The 18,934-nt window shown below is 39.2% G+C and carries 19 protein-coding genes and 1 pseudogene; 1 reads left to right on the top strand and 19 read right to left on the bottom strand.

The genetic code is table 11. The features are described 5' to 3' along the window. Positions 1 to 264: 264 nt before the first annotated feature. Positions 265 to 1,290 (top strand): alpha/beta hydrolase, encoded by a 1,026-nt coding sequence (locus WJP93_RS00930; protein ID WP_337546333.1) that lies wholly within the window; start codon positions 265 to 267, stop codon positions 1,288 to 1,290. Positions 1,291 to 1,486: 196 nt separating this feature from the next. Here WJP93_RS00930 and WJP93_RS00925 read toward each other — a convergent pair whose 3' ends face one another. The 19 genes and pseudogenes from WJP93_RS00925 to WJP93_RS00835 form a co-directional block, all read right to left on the bottom strand. Next, on the bottom strand, positions 1,487 to 1,948 hold the full coding sequence (locus tag WJP93_RS00925; protein ID WP_337546332.1) for a GNAT family N-acetyltransferase: 462 nt from the start codon (positions 1,946 to 1,948) through the stop codon (positions 1,487 to 1,489). 47 nt (positions 1,949 to 1,995) lie between these two features. Beyond that, entirely contained in the window at positions 1,996 to 3,090 is a 1,095-nt protein-coding gene (locus WJP93_RS00920) for a Gfo/Idh/MocA family oxidoreductase (protein WP_262535778.1), read from the bottom strand. 25 nt (positions 3,091 to 3,115) lie between these two features. Further along, positions 3,116 to 3,661, bottom strand: a complete 546-nt coding sequence (locus WJP93_RS00915; protein ID WP_262535777.1) for a hypothetical protein — start codon at positions 3,659 to 3,661, stop codon at positions 3,116 to 3,118. 83 nt (positions 3,662 to 3,744) lie between these two features. Beyond that, a complete protein-coding gene (locus tag WJP93_RS00910; protein WP_262535776.1) occupies positions 3,745 to 6,654 on the bottom strand; it encodes a glycoside hydrolase family 3 N-terminal domain-containing protein in 2,910 nt (969 codons plus the stop codon). 40 nt (positions 6,655 to 6,694) lie between these two features. Continuing rightward, positions 6,695 to 8,248: an ADP-ribosylglycohydrolase family protein gene (locus WJP93_RS00905; RefSeq protein ID WP_337546327.1), complete on the bottom strand. Its 1,554-nt coding sequence runs from the start codon at positions 8,246 to 8,248 to the stop codon at positions 6,695 to 6,697. A 163-nt stretch (positions 8,249 to 8,411) separates the two neighbouring features. Next, positions 8,412 to 8,561: pseudogene (locus WJP93_RS00900) on the bottom strand (SDR family oxidoreductase); the annotation flags it as partial. Between the two features lie 128 nt (positions 8,562 to 8,689). Next, complete coding sequence (locus tag WJP93_RS00895; RefSeq protein WP_227102023.1) at positions 8,690 to 9,334, bottom strand: L-2-amino-thiazoline-4-carboxylic acid hydrolase; 645 nt, start codon at positions 9,332 to 9,334, stop codon at positions 8,690 to 8,692. Positions 9,335 to 9,415: 81 nt separating this feature from the next. Then, the gene (locus WJP93_RS00890) at positions 9,416 to 10,018 is read right to left on the bottom strand and encodes a class I SAM-dependent methyltransferase (protein ID WP_227102022.1); all 603 of its coding nucleotides are present in this window, start codon (positions 10,016 to 10,018) and stop codon (positions 9,416 to 9,418) included. A gap of 58 nt (positions 10,019 to 10,076) precedes the next feature. Further along, positions 10,077 to 11,783 carry an adenine deaminase gene (gene ade, locus WJP93_RS00885; protein ID WP_337546326.1) on the bottom strand — a complete coding sequence of 569 codons (1,707 nt, stop codon included), beginning with the start codon at positions 11,781 to 11,783 and terminating at the stop codon, positions 10,077 to 10,079. 210 nt (positions 11,784 to 11,993) lie between these two features. Further along, complete coding sequence (locus tag WJP93_RS00880; protein ID WP_227102485.1) at positions 11,994 to 12,392, bottom strand: HIRAN domain-containing protein; 399 nt, start codon at positions 12,390 to 12,392, stop codon at positions 11,994 to 11,996. Beyond that, on the bottom strand, positions 12,385 to 13,212 hold the full coding sequence (locus WJP93_RS00875; RefSeq protein ID WP_337546325.1) for a hypothetical protein: 828 nt from the start codon (positions 13,210 to 13,212) through the stop codon (positions 12,385 to 12,387). The genes WJP93_RS00880 and WJP93_RS00875 overlap by 8 nt, the downstream gene beginning before the upstream one ends. A 29-nt stretch (positions 13,213 to 13,241) precedes the next feature. Beyond that, on the bottom strand, positions 13,242 to 13,841 hold the full coding sequence (locus WJP93_RS00870; RefSeq protein ID WP_337546324.1) for a histidine phosphatase family protein: 600 nt from the start codon (positions 13,839 to 13,841) through the stop codon (positions 13,242 to 13,244). A 29-nt stretch (positions 13,842 to 13,870) separates the two neighbouring features. After that, entirely contained in the window at positions 13,871 to 15,163 is a 1,293-nt protein-coding gene (locus WJP93_RS00865) for a right-handed parallel beta-helix repeat-containing protein (RefSeq protein ID WP_337546323.1), read from the bottom strand. Beyond that, positions 15,133 to 15,567 (bottom strand): substrate-binding domain-containing protein, encoded by a 435-nt coding sequence (locus tag WJP93_RS00860; RefSeq protein WP_337546322.1) that lies wholly within the window; start codon positions 15,565 to 15,567, stop codon positions 15,133 to 15,135. Before WJP93_RS00860 ends, WJP93_RS00865 begins: the two co-directional genes overlap by 31 nt. Before the next feature lie 22 nt (positions 15,568 to 15,589). After that, positions 15,590 to 16,159, bottom strand: coding sequence for a DNA-3-methyladenine glycosylase I (locus tag WJP93_RS00855; protein ID WP_337546320.1), 570 nt, complete (start codon positions 16,157 to 16,159; stop codon positions 15,590 to 15,592). 69 nt (positions 16,160 to 16,228) lie between these two features. Then, positions 16,229 to 16,615, bottom strand: coding sequence for a (deoxy)nucleoside triphosphate pyrophosphohydrolase (locus tag WJP93_RS00850; RefSeq protein WP_337546318.1), 387 nt, complete (start codon positions 16,613 to 16,615; stop codon positions 16,229 to 16,231). Between the two features lie 39 nt (positions 16,616 to 16,654). Continuing rightward, on the bottom strand, positions 16,655 to 17,173 hold the full coding sequence (locus tag WJP93_RS00845; RefSeq protein WP_337546317.1) for a hypothetical protein: 519 nt from the start codon (positions 17,171 to 17,173) through the stop codon (positions 16,655 to 16,657). A 12-nt stretch (positions 17,174 to 17,185) separates the two neighbouring features. Then, complete coding sequence (locus WJP93_RS00840) at positions 17,186 to 18,337, bottom strand: AAA family ATPase (protein ID WP_337546316.1); 1,152 nt, start codon at positions 18,335 to 18,337, stop codon at positions 17,186 to 17,188. Positions 18,338 to 18,564: 227 nt separating this feature from the next. Next, the coding region (locus WJP93_RS00835; RefSeq protein WP_337546314.1) for a hypothetical protein at positions 18,565 to 18,934 on the bottom strand (370 nt) is incomplete at its 5' end.

Raw genomic sequence — 18,934 nt, 5'->3', positions numbered from 1 at the left:
GCTTCTATTTTGCTCATGTGGTTACCTCGCCATATAAAATTGCTATTCTGTCTGAATGCAAGCATTCACAGAAAGCAAGCATTCACAGAAAGCAATTTTGCATGGCTCTGAATAGTTACATTTTACCACATATTTCATGCTATACACAATTGATTTTACTTTTTTTCTATGAATTTTAATCAACTCTTCATAACCTTCGATTGCATTTTCATGCTGATTTTGTTACAATAATTAACGCATTAACTGAAAGGACATTAAGCTTTAATGAAAAAACATATCAAAAAAATATCTACTATACAAAAAGCTGCTGCCGGAATTGGCGGCGCAGTTGTCGTTTTGACCTCTGCCACAGATTTTTTTGCTGGAAATTATCTTGTCAACTACGCTATCGGCCGTGGCGGCGACGGTGGAAACCGTACGGTTTCTGATGATGCTGACGCAAATATTGAAGCCCAAAAAAGTGCTGACGCAGAGACAATCATAAATGATGCCAAAAAGCAAATGGGTCTTTCAGCCGCCCTTTTTGAAGAGGCTCATCCTGCCAAAGATATTACCATTTTGTCAAATGACAATTTAAATCTTTATGGTGCATACTACAAAAATGAAGCTGCTGCCAGCGATCACCTTTGGGCCATTGTGATTCACGGCTACCGCTGCGATCACAATTCAATGACAGAGTTTTCACAGCGCTACTATGAAAATGGCTATCAGGTAGTAGCACCTGACCTTCGCGCCTGTGGAAAAAGTGAGGGCAATTATGTCGGTATGGGCTGGCTTGACCGCCTCGATATTATCTCATGGATCAACTGGATCATTGAGCAGGACCCTGATGCCCAAATTGTGCTGCACGGTGTCTCCATGGGCGCTGCAACTGTCATGATGACCTCTGGTGAAACACTTCCTGAAAATGTAAAAGTATTTGTTGAGGACTGCGGCTATACAAGCACCTGGGAAATATTTGCAAATGAATTAAAGCTTCGCTTCAATCTTCCGGAATTTCCACTGATGCAGACTGCAAGCCTGATTGCATCTAACAAGGCAGGTTATGATTTTAAAGAAGCAAGCTCACTTACTGCTGTATCTAAATGCGAAAAGCCTATGCTTTTTATTCATGGAACAGCAGATGACTTTATCCCATATTCTATGATGAATGAGCTTTATGAAGCAAAACCTGGCACAAACAAGCAAATGCTTACAGCAAAAGGTGCTACTCACGCTAACTCACTTTATCTTCTTGGCGAAAGCTATTGGGATACCGTTTTTGATTTTATTAACAAATATATAAAATAAATTGTAACTATTCAGAGCCATGCAAAATTGCTTTCTGTGAATGCTTGCATTCAGACAGAATAGCAATTTTATATGGCGAGGTAACCACATGAGCAAAATAGAAGCATCGAAGATGCGATTTTGCGAATGGGGTTCTGAATAGTTACAATAAATTTTTGTAAAACAATGTTTACCCCCGCTTGTATCATTTATTCTTTTAGGACATTAAAATCATATTAGAATAAACGCTGTTTTCTGGATTGCCTCCCTTTATAAATTCAGCATCTACTGTTTTGCGATAAAACATCTCGGCATCACCAACCCAGCCAATAACTGCATAGCCATAGCCATATTCCTTCATGGCATAAAGCGTTTTTAATAAAAGGGACTGACCAACATTTTTTCCACGATAATCGGGATGCACACCAATAGGTCCGAAAAAGCCCTTCGCTGATGAATCGTAGCATGCAAAGCCAATAACCTTTTTATCTTCTACCGCAATAAAACACTTTGGTACCTCCTGCATAATGGCATGCTCTGCTTCATATACCCAACTATCTGAAAAATTGCTCTTGATAAAGTTTAAAATTGCTCCCTTATCACCTGCAAATGCTCTCTTGATCTGAATTGTATCCTTCCTATCCTCTAACTTCGGAAGTCTGTACAAATTTGTGATCATATCATTGCCTTCCATATTTGATTCTCCTTTTTATTCCCTTTTATTTTTTAATTCATCTTTTCTGGCCGTTCACAAGAAGACGTCACTGTTACAAACGCTCCTTTTTTACCACTTTCCATAATACAATCAATTACTTCTAATACGTGACATGCCATCTGTGCATTGGCACGATGTTTTCTTCCTTTAATGATTGCATCCGCCATTTCTGAAGGACCAAGTCCTCTGCTATTTTCGCCATATGGAAAACCATAGTCTAAGATTTGAGGCTCCATATTTTTCCCAAAGCCATTCTGTGCAGGAATATAAACTACATTTCCTCCAAAATTGTTTGGATCTGGAATCTTTATAATGCCCTTTTTTCCATAAATGGTAAAATTTGCCTGATCATTTATTATACTGTCTCCATTTACACTGAATGTTCCTGTAACACCATTTTCCATCTCAAGAATCGTAAATATCTGACTTTCATTCTCGTAGGCAAACTCCTGTCCAAATGAAGGACTATCTGGAAGAACATTGACACGACTGCGTGCCAGATTGCGCACAGAAGCCACAACCTTATTTACAGGACCAAATAAGCTAACAAGTGCTGTCAGGTAATACACACCGAAATCATACCCAATACCGCCTCCAGGCATACGTAAGAATCCAAATAGGCTTGCCAAAAGGTCAATATCACGATTTGCACACGCATCAAATGAGGTAATTTCTCCGATTAAACCATCATCCAACGCTTTTCTAGCTGTCTGCAATGCTGCTCCCAAAAAAGTATCTGGCGCCGATCCGATATACAATCCTTTTTTTTGTGCTTCTGACACTAACTTTTCTGCTGTATGATGAGAAAGCGTCATTGTTTTCTCTGTATAGACATGCTTTCCTGCCTCGATTGCTCTGCGAATCAGTTCCTCATGTGTTGGTGCTGGTGTTAAAATTACAACCATTTCAATCGCATCATCCGATAAAATTTCTTCATATGTACATGCCTTAATTCCATACTTCTGTGCCTTTTTCTGTGCATGCTCAAAATGCGCTGCGCAGCAGGCCACTACTTCAAGATTATCAAAACGCTCAATCATGTTTGTCAAATAAATGTCGCTAATCGCACCACATCCGACAACTGCAACCTTCATCTTTTTATCCATATGTTCTCCCTATCCCCAGTATCTCTTATGATAACGATTCTTTAATCGTATTCCAGATGCAGTCAGCTGCAAATTCTGAGCCTTCTCTTGATGCATGAGCATTATCTTCTGCATACATTTCCACTTCCGGATGATTTTTACGATACTCCCACCACAGCTCTCCGACTGGTGCTAAAAGCGCATTTGCCTCTTCTGCAGCCTGTCGAAATGCTTTTGTCATGCGCGCCTGTTGATCTGGCTCATCCTTCTTTGCCCATGTCATATACACAAGCGGCTTTGCATTTGCCTCGCGAATCCATGTATTCAGCTGTCTAACTGCATCAAACAATTTTTCCTCTGGTCCAAATGGATGTGAGTGCTCCTGAAGTACAACATAATCATAGTGACCATATAAAATGTTAAATCTCACATCTGGCTCCTGAACATGCTGCTCCAAAAACCATCCTCCGTGAGCAATCATCGTTACCTCACAATCATATCCTTCTTTTCTGGATTTTTCTGCCACCATATTTGGCATATCATTGTAATAGGTATGACTGTTTCCGATAAATAAAATGCGTAATTTTTTCATTGTTTACCTCCGACAAATATATGTGTATAAATTACTTTATTAGTATCTTAGCCTACTTAAATAGTAAAGTCAAGCCAAAAGACTTACCTAAGCCAAAAGCAGCACAAGCTGATGTCGCCTGTCATTTGTATACTTACTGTCTGACTTTCTTGCTTAATTGATCCAATCTGTTCAAACGGCACTGTGATATCTGAATAGATTGGCTCACAAATCTTTTGCTGTTCTTCTCTCTCTTTTTTTGCATTGTTATCCAATTCAAACATTGGTGTTGGCTCATACAGGCGCGTATCACCGCTCCAAAATGCTGCTCTTTTTCCATTCACACATAGTTCGATACTGCCGCCCTTTGCGCTCTTTGCCAGAAAATGGACTTCGCTCGCCTCCATTGCCTGACAGTCACGCCATTGCAGCAGCGCTGGCTTTTCTTTATCTTTTGCTGTTGCTGCTGTAAATGTCATGATTCCCTGTGTCAGTTCAATATTCTCATATTCGTCAAAATGATCTGCTCTGATACGCTTTGTCAATACTCGTGTTTTAGTTTTTTCACCAGCAAGGAAAATAGTATCATAAAGTGGTGTCTCTTTGCTTGATGGACCCACAAAAATCATATAATTTCCTTCCTCTACTAAGAAACTTCCACTGATACAGTCATAAAAACGAAGCTCGTTTGTAGAAATACGCTTTATAACATGCCTTACTTCATCTGGCGCAATATCATGAAGTCGTTCAAATGCAAGAAGCTGGCGGCGAGGCTTTGGAACACGAGATTTTGGCGCTGATGCATAAATCTGAATAACTTCATCGCTAGTCTGTTTTCCCGTATTTTTAACATCAAATGCCACTTCTATATGTGCTGGATCTGACATATAAACTGAGAGGTTTGAATACAAAAACTTTGTATAAGTCAGTCCATGACCAAACGGATACAGCACCTCTTTGTCAAAATAGCGATATGTCCTCTTTCCCCGAATAATATCATAATCATCAATATCAGGCAAATCATCATCGCTGTTATACCATGTCATATTCAATCGCCCAGCTGGTGCATTTTTACCATATAATGTCTGAGCCATTGCTGTTCCCATATCCTGGCTTCCTGTCGCGCTCCATACAATCGCTGGAAGCGTATTCTGTACAGAATGAATCGTGTACGGATAATTGGAGAATAAAACGCAAATAGCATCTGGCTTTATTTTACAGATCATTTTTGCCAGTTTCTCCTGATGCGGCGGCAATGCAAGTGTTGTGCGGTCAATTTCTTCCTTTGCATTAACCATAGGATGACAGCCAAGTGCAAGAATTACTGTCTTTGCACACTGCATAAGACGCTGTACTTCTTCAAAGCCATCTACGACAGTCTCCATTAAAAAGCTGCTTCCCTCTCCAGTCAGTGCAGAATAAAGTTTTTTATCCTTGCTAATCTGAATTGGCTGATCAAAACGGTTAGTAAGTCGTACTGCTCCATTCTCTGCAGGAATGATATGAAAAATCGCCGTGACAAACCAGTCAAACGCAGCATCCTTCACTGCCACCAGTGCGCCGTCCTCCTCTTCGCTTTGACGGCGCCCCTTTGAAATAGTTGTCACATACTTTCCTGTACGCTCACATCTAAGATTTATACGTCCATCGCCCCAATCCTCTTTCACAAACAGATCTGCCTTATCTGACAGACAAAGCGTGCCATCTTCCTGAACTGCCACATACTGATCACCAGCACGAAGCGTTATGCGATCCCAGCCATCCACACAGCGAATTTTCGTATTCAAAAGCTTCTCTAGGCCTTCTTTTAGCGTACTCTTATGATGTGGCTCACCACCGTACCAGTCCTGATACCAGGCATCACAAAGCGGTCCAACTAAAACTGGATCTTTATGAAGAGTTTCTGACAGTGGCAAACGATTATCTTCATTTTTAAGAAGAACAATTGATTTTTTTGTCAGCTCCAGACAAACTTTCTGTGCCTGGTTGCTGCATAGATCTTTTTCTGTAACTCTGTCATACGGATTTTGTACTATATCATCAAACATACCTAGCTTTAATTTTGTACGAAATACATTGCGAATAGCTTCATCCATTTCATCTTCAGACAAAAGACCATATTCTAATGCTTCACGAGCTGCTTCCTCTACAACCGGCATAGGATCGGACATTGCATCAACGCCAGCCTTTACAGATGCGGCAAGTGACTGTGCGTGTGTTCCAAAATAGTGATGCAGATTTCTAACAAGCTCCATTGCACCACCATCGCACACTGCATGCTTTAAACCATATTGCTTCTTTAAAATAGATTTCACCTGCGGATTTAACATTCCCGGAATACCATTGATTTTATTGTAGGCCGTCATAACTGCCTCAGCACCATGCTCTTTGATGCAGCGCCTAAATGGTTCAAGATAAAGCTCATACATATTTCTTGGATCAATAGACGCATTTTTCCAGCCTCTGCCACGTTCTGTGTTATTCGCATAAAAATGTTTCAGCGTTGCCGCAATACGCAAATAGTTAGGGTCATCACCCTGCATACCCTCTATGTATGCTCCTGCCATTGCTCCTGTCAGCACAGGATCCTCTCCATAACCTTCCTCATTTCGTCCCCAGCGCGGATCTCTCTCCAGATCAACAGTCGGTGCCCAACGGCTTAGTCCACCAGCCGGATGACGATGCCACAGTACTCTTGCCTCTGTTCCAGTGACTTCTCCCGCCTTCTTTATAAGCTCTGTATCCCAGCTGGCACTCATGCCAATTGGCTGTGGAAATGAAGTAGTTGGCTCAGGTATATTTCGCCCATTCTGATCATTTCTAGCCTCAACACCGTGAGCAGCCTCACCGCCTACATAACTCATATCAATTCCAAAACGCGGCAGCGCAGGCATAGTTGAAGCCATGCATGTTATCTTTTCTTCCAGTGTCATATTGGCTAAAAGCCAGTCTAATCTCTCTTCAATCGGAAGCTTGGCATTCCAAAATGAATTTTGTCTATCTTTTTCTTCCATGTTTTTACGACTCCCTTTATTGCATTAACTAGCATTTCACTTACTGTCCAAGCAATACCATTTTTACAGGTCCACTTGAATGCCTTCCATTAAGTGATACATCTACAATCAGCTCCAGCCTTCCAGACATAAATGATTCTGTATTTAACTCAAATTCCTTTTCCGCACAAGAAAGATAAAGATTATTTAATGGCATTTCCACTTCTGATACGCCAACTGCTGTGACACCGTCTGGCAAATACAGCTTTATTTTAACCCACTGCTGTTCTCTCATTGTATTTGAGTTGATCACTTTTACTTTAAATTTGCGATTTTCTCCTTTTTTAAAGAAAGCTGATCCCTCATAATCAATCAAAACCTGAAATGCTGTAAATTGATATCTTGCTACATATGGCTGCGCACAAAGCTCATTTAAAGGTGTCTCATACATTCTGCCGCTTAAATTAATATATGGAAGATAGTCATCTATTTTCTTGCAAAACAGTGCTTCTTTTTCACAGCACTCAATTTTCATACCGCCCTCTGCAAATACATCACAAAGATCCTGTCCAAGAAATCCTGGAATATCTCTCAAAATACGCTCTGCAAGCTGAGTTGCTGTTTCTGGCACCCAAATGCCGCCACCTGTTTTATTTATACACATAGTAACAATTTTATCATTCAGCGGATCAGTCCATTTCTTTGGAAGTTTCGATGCGCCATTCATAATACCTAAAAGTGCGCCTAACGTTGCACATGTGCAGTCAGTATCCTCGCCACAATTATTTGCCAAAATAAGACTCTTTCCAAAATCGCCTTCTCCATACAAAAGACCGAGCACAACAAATGCCACATTCTCCGGTGCGTCAAAACCAGCTGCACCCAATTCCATTCCCTCATTATTCTCTGTCGGAATTTCACTAATCGCGATTCCCTGAATGCCAAATGTTCCAGGTGCTGTATTATGAATCAGTTTTCTAGCCTCAATGAAATCAACGCCTGAATGATAGCAGTCAACTGCCTTTCGTATTGTCTGCGCAGTTATACAGTTCTCTGGAAGATATGAAAGACCTATTTCAACAAGCTTCTCTCTATCATTCTCCACAAACGCTGCACTTTGTATTGCTGATGTAAAAATTTCTGCATACATTCCCTCATCAGCATGATCTACAATTGCATCCTCAAATGCATAGCGCGTTGCTATTTCAGGATGTCCCGGTGCAAGACAAGCCCACAGCTCTGAACGAATCCAACAGCCATTGCTGTTCTTATAAGTATTATCTACATCACCACTCAATGGCGGAACTAAACCTGCACGAAGATTTGTTTTCCCGGTTCCATACTCAACCCAGTTTGGAATAACAAAGGACAGCCAATACTCACCGAGAATTGACGCATTTACATTTCTTCCATACCGCTCAACAGCAGCCAGCCACACAATCTGTAAATCTAGGTCATCATTTGCCGGCGGTCCCTGAGTAAGATCCTGTACATAAAAATCTACATTTGGAATCATTCGTTTGCACTCAAACGGTGCTCCAAGCACACCTCCTACATTTTTTCCGGTCCAACATCCAGCCAGCTTATCACGCAGCTCATTTAACTGTAAAATCATTTTTATGTCCTCCTTTTATTATTGATTTTAACTGACTTTTATCTGCATTTTTACAAGTATTCTGCTGTAAGTATATTCCAGAAATCGAATTTATTCAATGTACTATATTTTCATTTTTGTCAAACAAAATTAGCCGCTAGGGCTATCCCAGCGGCTAAAATAATTTAAGCGGAATCATCTTAATCAGTGGTGCAATCACCTGCTCTGGCAAAGCGGCAACCATATCAGTTTTTGTGATACCAGGTGCAACTGCATTCACACGGATATTGCTTGGTCCAAGTTCTCTTGCAAGAGACCATGTCAAACCATTAATCGTCTGAATAAATGAATTCCAATCTTTGATCCCATATTCCTTAATCATATTGAACGTTTACCTTACTTTACCTTATTTTACTTACTTTGTTTCACTTTCTTTTGCCTTACTTCATTTTACTTTAATTTTTATTTTGGATTTTTCATCTTATCACCGACAAACCAATAATCACAAACCTTTCCGCCGCTTGCCAATGTGTATTTTCTATTTAATTTTGCATGCATCAGGGAAGCTGTTATATGGTCAATATCGCACATAACCGGCAATACCTCCAGATAGCCCTCTCTTCTTGCAAATGTATTCAATGGACACTGTGTAAAATAATAGTAGAAGCCATCCTTGTGTTTCTTTTCATCGAAATGGAAATCCCACGAATATTTTTTATACTGCGGATGCTCGTCCAGCCACTTCGCATCTCTTTCCATCATTTTTTGAATTCGTTTTATACCGCTCGCCTTATTGGCATTGATCAAAATGCCCATTACCTTCATGATCGGAGCGGACAGCACATCTTTTGAAATCGCACGCAGATCTTCTACTGAAATTTTTCCATCAGCAGCTTTCCATATTGCCAAGAAGACCAGACATTCATATGTGTTGGACGCCATCGGATTGTCCCTTCCAATATCATCTGAGCGATTTAACATATCTCGATATTCTGCATCTGCTTTTGGAATCAACGCTTTCGTATATGCTTTTCCATAGCGCTTATTTAAGCTCTTTTTGATAAACGGCATAAGCATGTTCCAATATTTGTTGGTATATTCCATCATAATTTTTGTTCTCCTTTCCTATGCGTTCACACATTCTTTATGCTTATTATTATCTATACATATACATATTACTTTCACATATTACTTCCGTACACATTCTGTATACACAAGCGGAATGCGCGCTCCCAACTCTTTTGAAAACCGCACACGCCAACCATGAAATTCCAACCATCGAAGATATTCCTCTGATGTCCATTGATGTTCAAAGCGAATTCCTGCAATTTTCAAAATTCCTGACCAAATGCGGCTGATAACACCCTTCTTATGTCCCACAAAATTCGGTGCAATCAGCAAGCCTCCATCTTTGAGCACACGATCAATTTCTTTCAGCGCCTTTTGCGGTTCTGGCATCACATGGAGCGCATTGGCAATTATGACCACATCAAATGAGTTGTTCTCATACGGCAGACACGTCGCATCTGCCACTTCAAATTTCAGCTGTTTGGGATAGTTTCCCTTTAATGCCTCGCAAATCATCCCTTCTGAGTAATCCGTCGCGATCATTCGCTTCGATACCTGCGCTACATGCTTCGCCAAAAGTCCCGGACCAGTTGCAATTTCCAACACTTCTTTATCCACTACTCGTCTTGAAATGCGCTTATACATATACGCATAATATTTCTGATCCATACGCATTGCCTTCTCATAAATCGGTGCATACAAATCCCATATTTTTTTATTCATATATGATGCTCCTTTCCGTTACCGGTTCTGTTCCATTGGGATATTCGTTCTGCTCAGCTTACGATAAAATAGCGGGGCCTTTTGCTGTCATCTTACAAATTCCTCTCGGTGTAATCCGAAGCTCTGGAATTACTGGAAGTGCCAGAAATGAAAGTGTTACAAATGGATCAATCTGAGAGGCAACACCCATTTGATGCGCTTTTTGAATCATTCGCTGCAATGCTTCATTCACATTTTCAAAGCCAGCATCGCTCATCAAGCCCATAATCGGCAGCGCTAATGTCTCATATACCTTTCCATTTTCCACCACTGTATAACCACCCTGGGTTCGTATAATCTCATTGACTGCAATCGCCATATCCACATCATTATCTCCGATTACAATAATATTGTGCGAGTCATGTGACACGGATGATGCCACCGCGCCATTTCTGATTCCATACCCTTTTGCCACGGCAACGCCGATCTTACCTGTATTGTGATGCCGCTCAACCGCTGCAATTTTTGAATATCCGCCGAATGGTTCAAAGTTTAATGTAGGAGGAAGTGAAATCGTCAAATCGGTCGTCGTGATCTGTCCTGCATGAATTTCAATCACATGCGTCTTTTTCTTTGAAATTGGCAAAAGAAATCGCTCTGCCTTGACTTTATCCAGATGAACGGTATGCTTTAACACGTGGCTGCAAGGACGCACACGAATCGGTGCATCCTCGTTCAATCGTTTTCCTTTATAAAATACGTCTGTCACATTTAAATCTGTCAAATTATCAAGTACCACAAAATCCGCCTGAAATCCCGGTGAAATTGCACCCAAATGCTTTAATCCATAACACTTTGCAGTATTGATCGTTGCCATTTTAATAGCACGAATCGGATCAAGTCCAAGCTTTACCGCCATTTTTACGCTATAGTCAATGTGACCATCTCTTAAAATATCTTCAATATGTTTGTCATCTGTGCAGAAAGAAAAATATTCCGTGTCAATTCCAGTTCGTACAATTCCCTCTACGATATCCTTCAGATTATGTGCCGCACTTCCTTCACGGATGTGGACATGCAGTCCCCTGCGCACCTCCTCCAATGCATATTCAAAGGTTGTCGCTTCATGGTCGGTATCCACGCCAGCCATCTTATACGCGCTCAACTCCTTGTTCGGCAAATACGGTGCATGTCCGTCAATTGTTCTGTTCTCAAAGAGATTCATCTTTACAAACATGCTCTCCTCTGCATGAATAACAGCCGGATCATCCATTACCTCTCCTAAGCCCAACACTCTTGGGTTTCTCACATACGGATACATGTCGTTTGCGGAAAATACACATCCATTGTCATCCACACTCGTCGATGGCACACAAGATGGCATCATTACATAGACGTTTGCCGGTGATTTTTCTGTCTGATTCAAAATGTAATCAATGCCAGCCGCGCCGCTCACATTTGCTGCTTCGTGCGGGTCGACAATAAACGTCGTCGTTCCATGCTTTGCAGCCGTGCAAACGAGTTCATTTGGTGTCACCATCGTGGACTCTAAGTGCAGATGTGCATCAATGTAGCCCGGAGCCAGATACCGACCACCCAGATCAATCTCCTTTTTCCCACGATAGCTTCTCGACACACCGGCAATCAAACCATCTTTGACTGCCACATTTGATTCTACAATTTCACCAGTAAACACGTCCACTAACTTTAAATTCTTTAAAACTAAATCTGCTTTCTGTTTTCCAAGCGTTACATTGGCAAGTTTCTTATACTGAGTATACTCCATAAAATCTCCTTTGCTTTTTTCTAAGCATATCGCCTAAAAAACAGTTTGTCAACGCAATTTGATAGCAGAAATTTCATATAAAGCGAAATTAATCAATTTAAATTTCGTTTTGTTTTTCGTTTTTAGCGAAAACGTAGCAACAAAATATCCACTATGGTCAGATAAAAAATCGTTTTCCCTGATCCTAGTGACTATCAAATACACCACACATTATTCATGCATAAAAACTTGAATCTTAATTCGCAGCCAATTTCCCTTCTTTTCTTTTTCCGTAATTTTTCCAAAAAGAAGCTTTCCTGCATCCATCAAGCGTGCAAATATGATATTATCTTTTTGAGGGATATATCCAATCTTTACTCCATCCATTGTTTTAATAAGAATTGCAAACTCATCATATGGATTATCTGGTTCTCGAAAAAGATTCAATCTGTCACCACTTTTTAAATAAGGCTCCAGTTCATCAATTCCCTCAATATAAGTTGTTCCTGCCACATGAGTATCTAAAAGAAAAATGTCTCTCTCAAACGGCTTTGGAATCAAGGACTCTCCGTTCTTTCCATGAAATAACGCAAGCAGTCCATCTCCCCCTAATTCAATCAAGTTATTCATGCGATTCCCCCATCATTTCCTCAATTTTTATTCTGTAGAATAAAATACGTTCTTCATATTGGCCCAAAATCTCCTCATATTGCTGACGCAGCTGCTCTGTTTTCTCCTCATCCTCCAAAATTTCCTTCATTGTATATGGATATCTTGTTTTTATCTGAGCAATACTTTCCTGTATTTTTTTCAATAAATTCTGTAGACGTCTTTTTTCCTCGTTAAGCTGCTCAATTGTATCACCCGACTGTTTTACAAGTGTTTCGCTTCCAACCATTGCATCGATCATCCTTAATGTTGCCAAATCTCCATTTTTATAGGCTGTTACTGCATGCTCAAACAATTCTCTTTGAGCGTCTGTTCTCTCTGGATTCATATCAGAATGTAGGATTTTAACCAACTTACGATATAGCATTTTCAATTCCTTGCTATCCGATTCTGACAAAGCATCCGATTCCTTCCATTGTAACGCCTCATTCATTTTACTGATTCGTTCATCAAGCTGCTTTTGATATGAGGCAAATTCCTGATCAAGTATTTCTTCTATTGCTACAATACTGACCGGTTCCTGCCGATTTCTTTTTGCCTGAATCAATTCAATTTTTCGTTTCAAACGCAGTGCTGTACACTGCGCTTCATACGCCCGATATTCAATACTTCCAAATTCTAACGTATATTTTGCTTCTATATTCCTGCAAATCACAAATTGAAGTTCGTCGCGTTCCAATAAAAGCATTGACAGTTCGATACGAAGTCTTTCAATTTCGTTTTTTATCTTATCGAACTCTGGAAATATAATTATGTCATCTGCCATTTCTATTTGCTCCATTCCCCACAAAGCCATTCTCTTTCAGTCGATCAGTAGTATTTCGCCTCCTCGATTAAGCTCACATTTCCGTTTTTAATTTCAAACTTGTTTACCGCACAATTTCCCTGATATACACCACTCCAGAAATCCTTTAACTGTTTATGAAGCAAATTCAGAAAAAGTGCTTTGTTCAATGCGCCATGACCAGATATTAGAACTGTTGCATCTGGTTTATTTTCTTCAATTGGAAAAAGTACATTTTCAATAAACGCCTTTGTTCTTGCCAACAATGACTCATATGACTCTGCCCCTTTCTCTGCTACATAATTCTGTGGATCATCAAAGAAAAGTGCAAAGCTTCCTTTACGTTCATCTACTACGGTTCCTTCGTACAGCCCAAAGCCAACCTCAATCAATCGTTCATCTTTCACGATTTCTATATCTCGGTCCCCTTTGATAATGCATGCTGTCTCATAGGCACGCTCCAATGGACTGGAGAAAATATAATCAAACTTTATGTTTTTCAATCCATCTGCCGTTTTTTGTGCAAGTTTTCTTCCATCCTCCGAAAGACTGATATCCGTTTTTCCTTGCATTTTTCCCATCTTATTCCACTCTGTCTCACCATGTCGAACAATGTACAAAATCATAACTATTTTTCCTTCCTATGGTCAGTGGTTCATCTTGTTACGCCAACAAATTTGCAAAGTTTCTCCGTCACGTGATCTCTCCAGTTAGGATTCTGTGTTTCATATTGTATTAATTCCAGCCACTGGCTGTCATTTACAATATTTTCTTCATAACGTGCTTTCTGCCAGTCCGTCTCTTGTGGAATGCAGAAAATATTATGGTCAAAATGGAAATTTTCACCTTCATTAAAACAACAAATCTGGATTGGCTTTTCATGGAAAAATAAATTTCCATACCATTCCGTTAAAATGCCCTGATCATATACGGCAATGCCTCTTCCATCTCTCATACTGATATTGTAACGCAGAATAGTCTTTTCACAGTCTCTATTGTGATTAAGCTTCATGCAGTCCAGCCAAAATCCCCCTTCATTATCGTGCGAATAGTTATACTGAAAAACTGTCGTACCCGCAGTTCCCCAGTCTGTATCAAACGCAGTTCCATCATTTTCAAACATTCTGGTTCGTGCCACTTCATTTCGCTGAATAAGCGCATCCCGTGTCGCGCAAACCCAGATACCAGCTATCAGCTGGGTATCTTCAAGTGTACCAAGTGCTCCTGCATCAAAACAAACATTACTATCAATCAGCGGTGATATGCAATTTGCCACAATAACTCCATCTGATCCAGTTCGTTCAATCCTATTTCCACGCACAACTACATGTGTATGATGAATATCATTTATAAAATCTTCCTGCTGATTTACACGTATACCACTTGTTCTAACATCGTGAATGTAGTTATTACTAATAACGATGTCATGAAGATGATCTTGAGCTGATGTACGACCTGGAAAGGTAACATACACAGCCCCATTCCAATACATGCTCTGGTATACTGGCATTGACCGTCGATTTTCACCGTCTACCTCAAAGATTTCGCAATCAGAAATTTCGATTCCTGCTGTAATTCCCTCTGACTTTGCACTAATGCAAATTCCCTGACGCACACATCTTTCGCTGCTATGATTACAAATACGAAGTCCCTTTACTTTCCAATAGCTCACTCCATCCAGTAATATCGCTGCATATGCACCATTTCCATCAATTAACGGTGCTTCTCCATCCCCATATGTTCCAATCTGTGCAAATTGAAAACGATCTCCATCCCCGTGTGGGCAAAGCATTCCTTTCCACTCACAACCACATTTTAAAAGCAACTTATCTCCAGCCCCAAATAAAATCTGATTCGCAGCTTCAAGACTTTTCAGCGCTGCATCCGGCGTAATTCCACTGTTTTCATCATTTCCATTCACAGCATCCAGATAAAATATTCTTCCCATATTTCTTCTCCTCTTTCTTTTCTCTGCTTTCGCAGTATGTTTGAATTTTTTTGTACGGTTTCGGCATTCAATGTCTTACCATCTATCTGCAATACTTTTACTCCCTGTACATCATCAAGTGCACCCATTGAAACATATCCAATTGCATTTTTCTCTTGTGCAACCGTCTCAAGTACCAAGCTTGCCGAGTCTGCAGTTTCAGCATCTGTTCTTGTTAAATCTGATGCACCAGTTTCTTTATTTTTTTCATCAAAGTCTATAAGCTGCGAAAACGTGCTTCGTGTACCTGATCCATCCTCTCTTGTAATTACCATTACATTTCCTAATTTATCAAGACCAGATATCTGCTCTTTTAATATGCTTTCATGTGTTCCAACTGAACGGCAGCCACAGATTGCTGTCAAAACTATGATACTTCATGTTCTATCAACGATCTCTGTATTTGCAATCTTCAAGATGATCATTTACCATCCCTATGGATTGTAAGAATGAATAGGTAATCACAGGGCCTACAAAAGCAATTCCTTTTTTCTTCATGTCAAGAGCCATCTTACGAGACACATCTGAAACTGTCGGTATCTGCTCTACCGTCTTCCAATGACCATCTATGACATTATTCTCAGTAAAATGCCACAAGTACGCGTCAAATGATCCGTATTGAGCTTGAATTTTTTTTACTGCCTGTGCATTCTTGCGCACACTGAATATCTTACTGCGATTGCGTATGATTCCTGAATCCAGCATAAGATTCTCAAGTTCTTCATCTGTCATTTCACTGCATGCATCGATTTGAAAATCATGGAATGCAGCGCGATAATTTGCTCTCTTATGCAAAATTGTTTTCCACGACAAACCTACACTTGCTCCTTCAAGACAAAGCATCTCAAACTGAGAATTGTCATCATGATTTACTTTGCACCACTCATTGTCGTGATATTCCTCCAATATCGGATCGCCCTCATACCACGCGCGATATCTATTTTTTTCTCTTTCCATATATACTACTATATGTCCTCTCTCATTATTTGCTATTATAGCTATTATGAAACAGCTACTATACAGACATCAAAGCATCAACCTGATTTTCTCTATTAATGCCTGATCCGCTGGAAGCCAATCCACACTATCAAGAGCTTCCTTCGTCAGCCACCTTGCCGCTTCGTGCTCTTTTAACTCAAGTTTGCCGCTTACGATTTCACACCAAAAGCAATCCATTGACAAATGGAAATTCGGATAATCGTATTCAATCGTATCAATGCGTTCCTTCACTAATATCTCAGTATCGAGTTCTTCCTGTATTTCTCTTTTTAATGCTGCCTCTGGTGTTTCCCCAGTTTCTATCTTTCCACCAGGGAATTCCCATCCATCTTTCCATTCACCGTAACCGCGCTGCGTGGCAAATATCTTTCCATTCTGGCGAATGACGGCTGCTACTACTCGTATTGTCTTCATATCTTTTGTTTGCATTTCCTTTCTTCATGATTCAATAAATTACTTTAACAAATCCGATAAGCTGTATTCCCCTTTAGGAACATTTGCGGTTCTTCGATATTCTTTTATTGCATTTATCAAAACCTGCTGATTGCTAAAATAGTCCTTCACAAAATCATATGACTTTACATCATGCATACGAAGATCAGTTTTACAAAAGTCACTCGGTTTCTTGCCAGAACGTTTAAAAGCATCATATTTACCTTCACTATGAATAATCAGCATTTCTATTTCTGGAGCTGTAATTACATTTATCACGTCTACTTTGTGTGCATAAGCTTTGCTCAGACGAAAATCTTCTCTACGCGAGTCCAAAATTCGTATAATAGAAATCTGATTATTAAAGCTTTTACGTAAATATCTCTCTTCAAAATTTTTAGCACTTCTACATCGAATAACACTCTCTTCGAGCATTTCTTCGCGTGTAAAAACCAAAAGTCCATTATCAACTAGTATATCAATAATTGCTGCCTCTGCCGATCCTTCACATATACACGCTTTATATTTTGCTAATTTCATTCTGCCACCTCCTTAATCAATTGAAGTAGCCAAACTTTTTTTCAAACGTATATATGCCTCATACGTAGGCGTCGTTCCCTCAAGGAAACCACTTTGATAAGCGTCACTTCTTTTAATATCATTACGAGTCAAAATATAACTTAAATTCTCTACTGTAATTCCATTACGATTCCTTACAATGTATATTCCGTCATTTCGGTCATACTCATCTAACAACTCTGGATAATGTGTTGTAAAAATCAAGATCCCCCCATTTTGGTTAAAGCGGCTGTCCATAAAGAAACGAACCAAAGTCGTCACTATTTCTTTATTGAAATGATTTTCAATCTCATCCACCAGAAGATATCCACCTGATTGAAGTACTTCTTTTACCATTGAAAATGTGATAATACCTTTAATTGTACCTGAGGATAAATATTGTTCAAGATCCACTGCATTATTTAAAATAATTTCTTCTTCATTTTTAAACTTCAAATGAATAAAAGTTTTTCCCTCTACTTGCTCAAAACATAGTTTCTCAATTGTAGGATCAAGAAAAGCAATCACTTCTAGCGGAATATCCTCCGTAAATGGTAGTACATTTATATTCGTATAAGAAAGTAAACTGAATACTTCTACTGTATCATTTACCTTTTTGTTATGTGCAATAATAAAACTAACATCATCTGGTAGATATATCTCATCCTGATTTCGGATTGCTGTTGGTTTCATCCCTGCAAAGTCTGTCAAATATTTCTTTGATCTAACGCTAGCAATTGGCTTTTCCCATAATTTTTCAGATAAAATCGAATACATATATTCTCCTGTCTTCGATTTCTTTGCAGTAATTTCAGTCTCAAGACAGCAAACATACTTACGTTTATCATAAAAGCATGTGCAAATTGTAGCTTTTTTTGCTCCTCCTAGGATGCTCTTAGTTTCCGCATGATTGATAGGCTCATTTTTTATAATGCTTAATGCTAAGTTGACCACTTTAAGCACAGATGTTTTTCCAGATGCATTAATACCAATAAAGGCACATGCTGAATGAAGATAATAATTTTCAATCATATTATATAAATTATTTTTATCATCCTCACTCACACGCTGCTGTGCATAAAAACAAATATCCAGATCTTCCTTAAACAATGGAAGTCCCTCTGCTGTAATACGAAGTATTTTCATTCACCTGCTCCTCCTTTTAAAAACGGTTTTCTCGTTTTTATTACTATGTGATATTATTATATCTCTCAGTAATAAAAATATCAACGTATTTTACGTTTTTATTTTCTTCAAAATATTATTTACTTACTATAAACCATTTTGTTATGCAAATGAAACTTTTCATAACTGGGCATTTAGTTTATAAGCAGCTGATGACATAAAAACTTTTTTACATCACCAGTGACTTCCTATCGTTCCATTAATTTTCTGCTAATCTCTCTTACTGATCCTAATTGTTTTTCAAACATTATGTCCCATAATTCCAAACATTTATCAGCAATTTTCTTTCCTGAAATTGTTGAATTTGTAGTTTCATCATATAAAGATATAATTAACTTTGAAACATTCCTCTCTATTCCCCATTGCCTTTGTAATTCTTCAGGTTTTATCTGTAAAATATTTTCACATAATTCCAAAATAATATCAGCGTAGTCAATTAACGAGATCGCATTTTTCTCCAAATACCGTATAAACGCATTTATTTGCCTTCTACCTGCTTTGCTTTCGTAAACGCTCAATAGTGGATGCGTAGACAGAGGTCTCATTTTTTTAGATAAT

Source organism: Anthropogastromicrobium sp. (assembly GCF_037349415.1).
Classification (GTDB): Bacteria; Bacillota; Clostridia; order Lachnospirales; family Lachnospiraceae; genus Anthropogastromicrobium; species Anthropogastromicrobium aceti.
The sequence above is the reverse complement of the archived record's forward strand: the minus strand, read 5'-3'. Positions and strand labels throughout refer to the sequence as shown.

Bases quoted from the DNA above. Each gene is read 5' to 3' on its own strand.
- WJP93_RS00930 (WP_337546333.1), top strand. From the start codon at position 265: ATGAAAAAACATATCAAAAAAATATCTACTATACAAAAAGCTGCTGCC.
- WJP93_RS00925 (WP_337546332.1), bottom strand. From the start codon at position 1,948: ATGATCACAAATTTGTACAGACTTCCGAAGTTAGAGGATAGGAAGGAT.
- WJP93_RS00920 (WP_262535778.1), bottom strand. From the start codon at position 3,090: ATGGATAAAAAGATGAAGGTTGCAGTTGTCGGATGTGGTGCGATTAGC.
- WJP93_RS00915 (WP_262535777.1), bottom strand. From the start codon at position 3,661: ATGAAAAAATTACGCATTTTATTTATCGGAAACAGTCATACCTATTAC.
- WJP93_RS00910 (WP_262535776.1), bottom strand. From the start codon at position 6,654: ATGGAAGAAAAAGATAGACAAAATTCATTTTGGAATGCCAAGCTTCCG.
- WJP93_RS00905 (WP_337546327.1), bottom strand. From the start codon at position 8,248: ATGATTTTACAGTTAAATGAGCTGCGTGATAAGCTGGCTGGATGTTGG.
- WJP93_RS00895 (WP_227102023.1), bottom strand. From the start codon at position 9,334: ATGATGGAATATACCAACAAATATTGGAACATGCTTATGCCGTTTATC.
- WJP93_RS00890 (WP_227102022.1), bottom strand. From the start codon at position 10,018: ATGAATAAAAAAATATGGGATTTGTATGCACCGATTTATGAGAAGGCA.
- ade (WP_337546326.1), bottom strand. From the start codon at position 11,783: ATGGAGTATACTCAGTATAAGAAACTTGCCAATGTAACGCTTGGAAAA.
- WJP93_RS00880 (WP_227102485.1), bottom strand. From the start codon at position 12,392: ATGAATAACTTGATTGAATTAGGGGGAGATGGACTGCTTGCGTTATTT.
- WJP93_RS00875 (WP_337546325.1), bottom strand. From the start codon at position 13,212: ATGGAGCAAATAGAAATGGCAGATGACATAATTATATTTCCAGAGTTC.
- WJP93_RS00870 (WP_337546324.1), bottom strand. From the start codon at position 13,841: ATGATTTTGTACATTGTTCGACATGGTGAGACAGAGTGGAATAAGATG.
- WJP93_RS00865 (WP_337546323.1), bottom strand. From the start codon at position 15,163: ATGGGAAGAATATTTTATCTGGATGCTGTGAATGGAAATGATGAAAAC.
- WJP93_RS00855 (WP_337546320.1), bottom strand. From the start codon at position 16,159: ATGGAAAGAGAAAAAAATAGATATCGCGCGTGGTATGAGGGCGATCCG.
- WJP93_RS00850 (WP_337546318.1), bottom strand. From the start codon at position 16,615: ATGAAGACAATACGAGTAGTAGCAGCCGTCATTCGCCAGAATGGAAAG.
- WJP93_RS00845 (WP_337546317.1), bottom strand. From the start codon at position 17,173: ATGAAATTAGCAAAATATAAAGCGTGTATATGTGAAGGATCGGCAGAG.
- WJP93_RS00840 (WP_337546316.1), bottom strand. From the start codon at position 18,337: ATGAAAATACTTCGTATTACAGCAGAGGGACTTCCATTGTTTAAGGAA.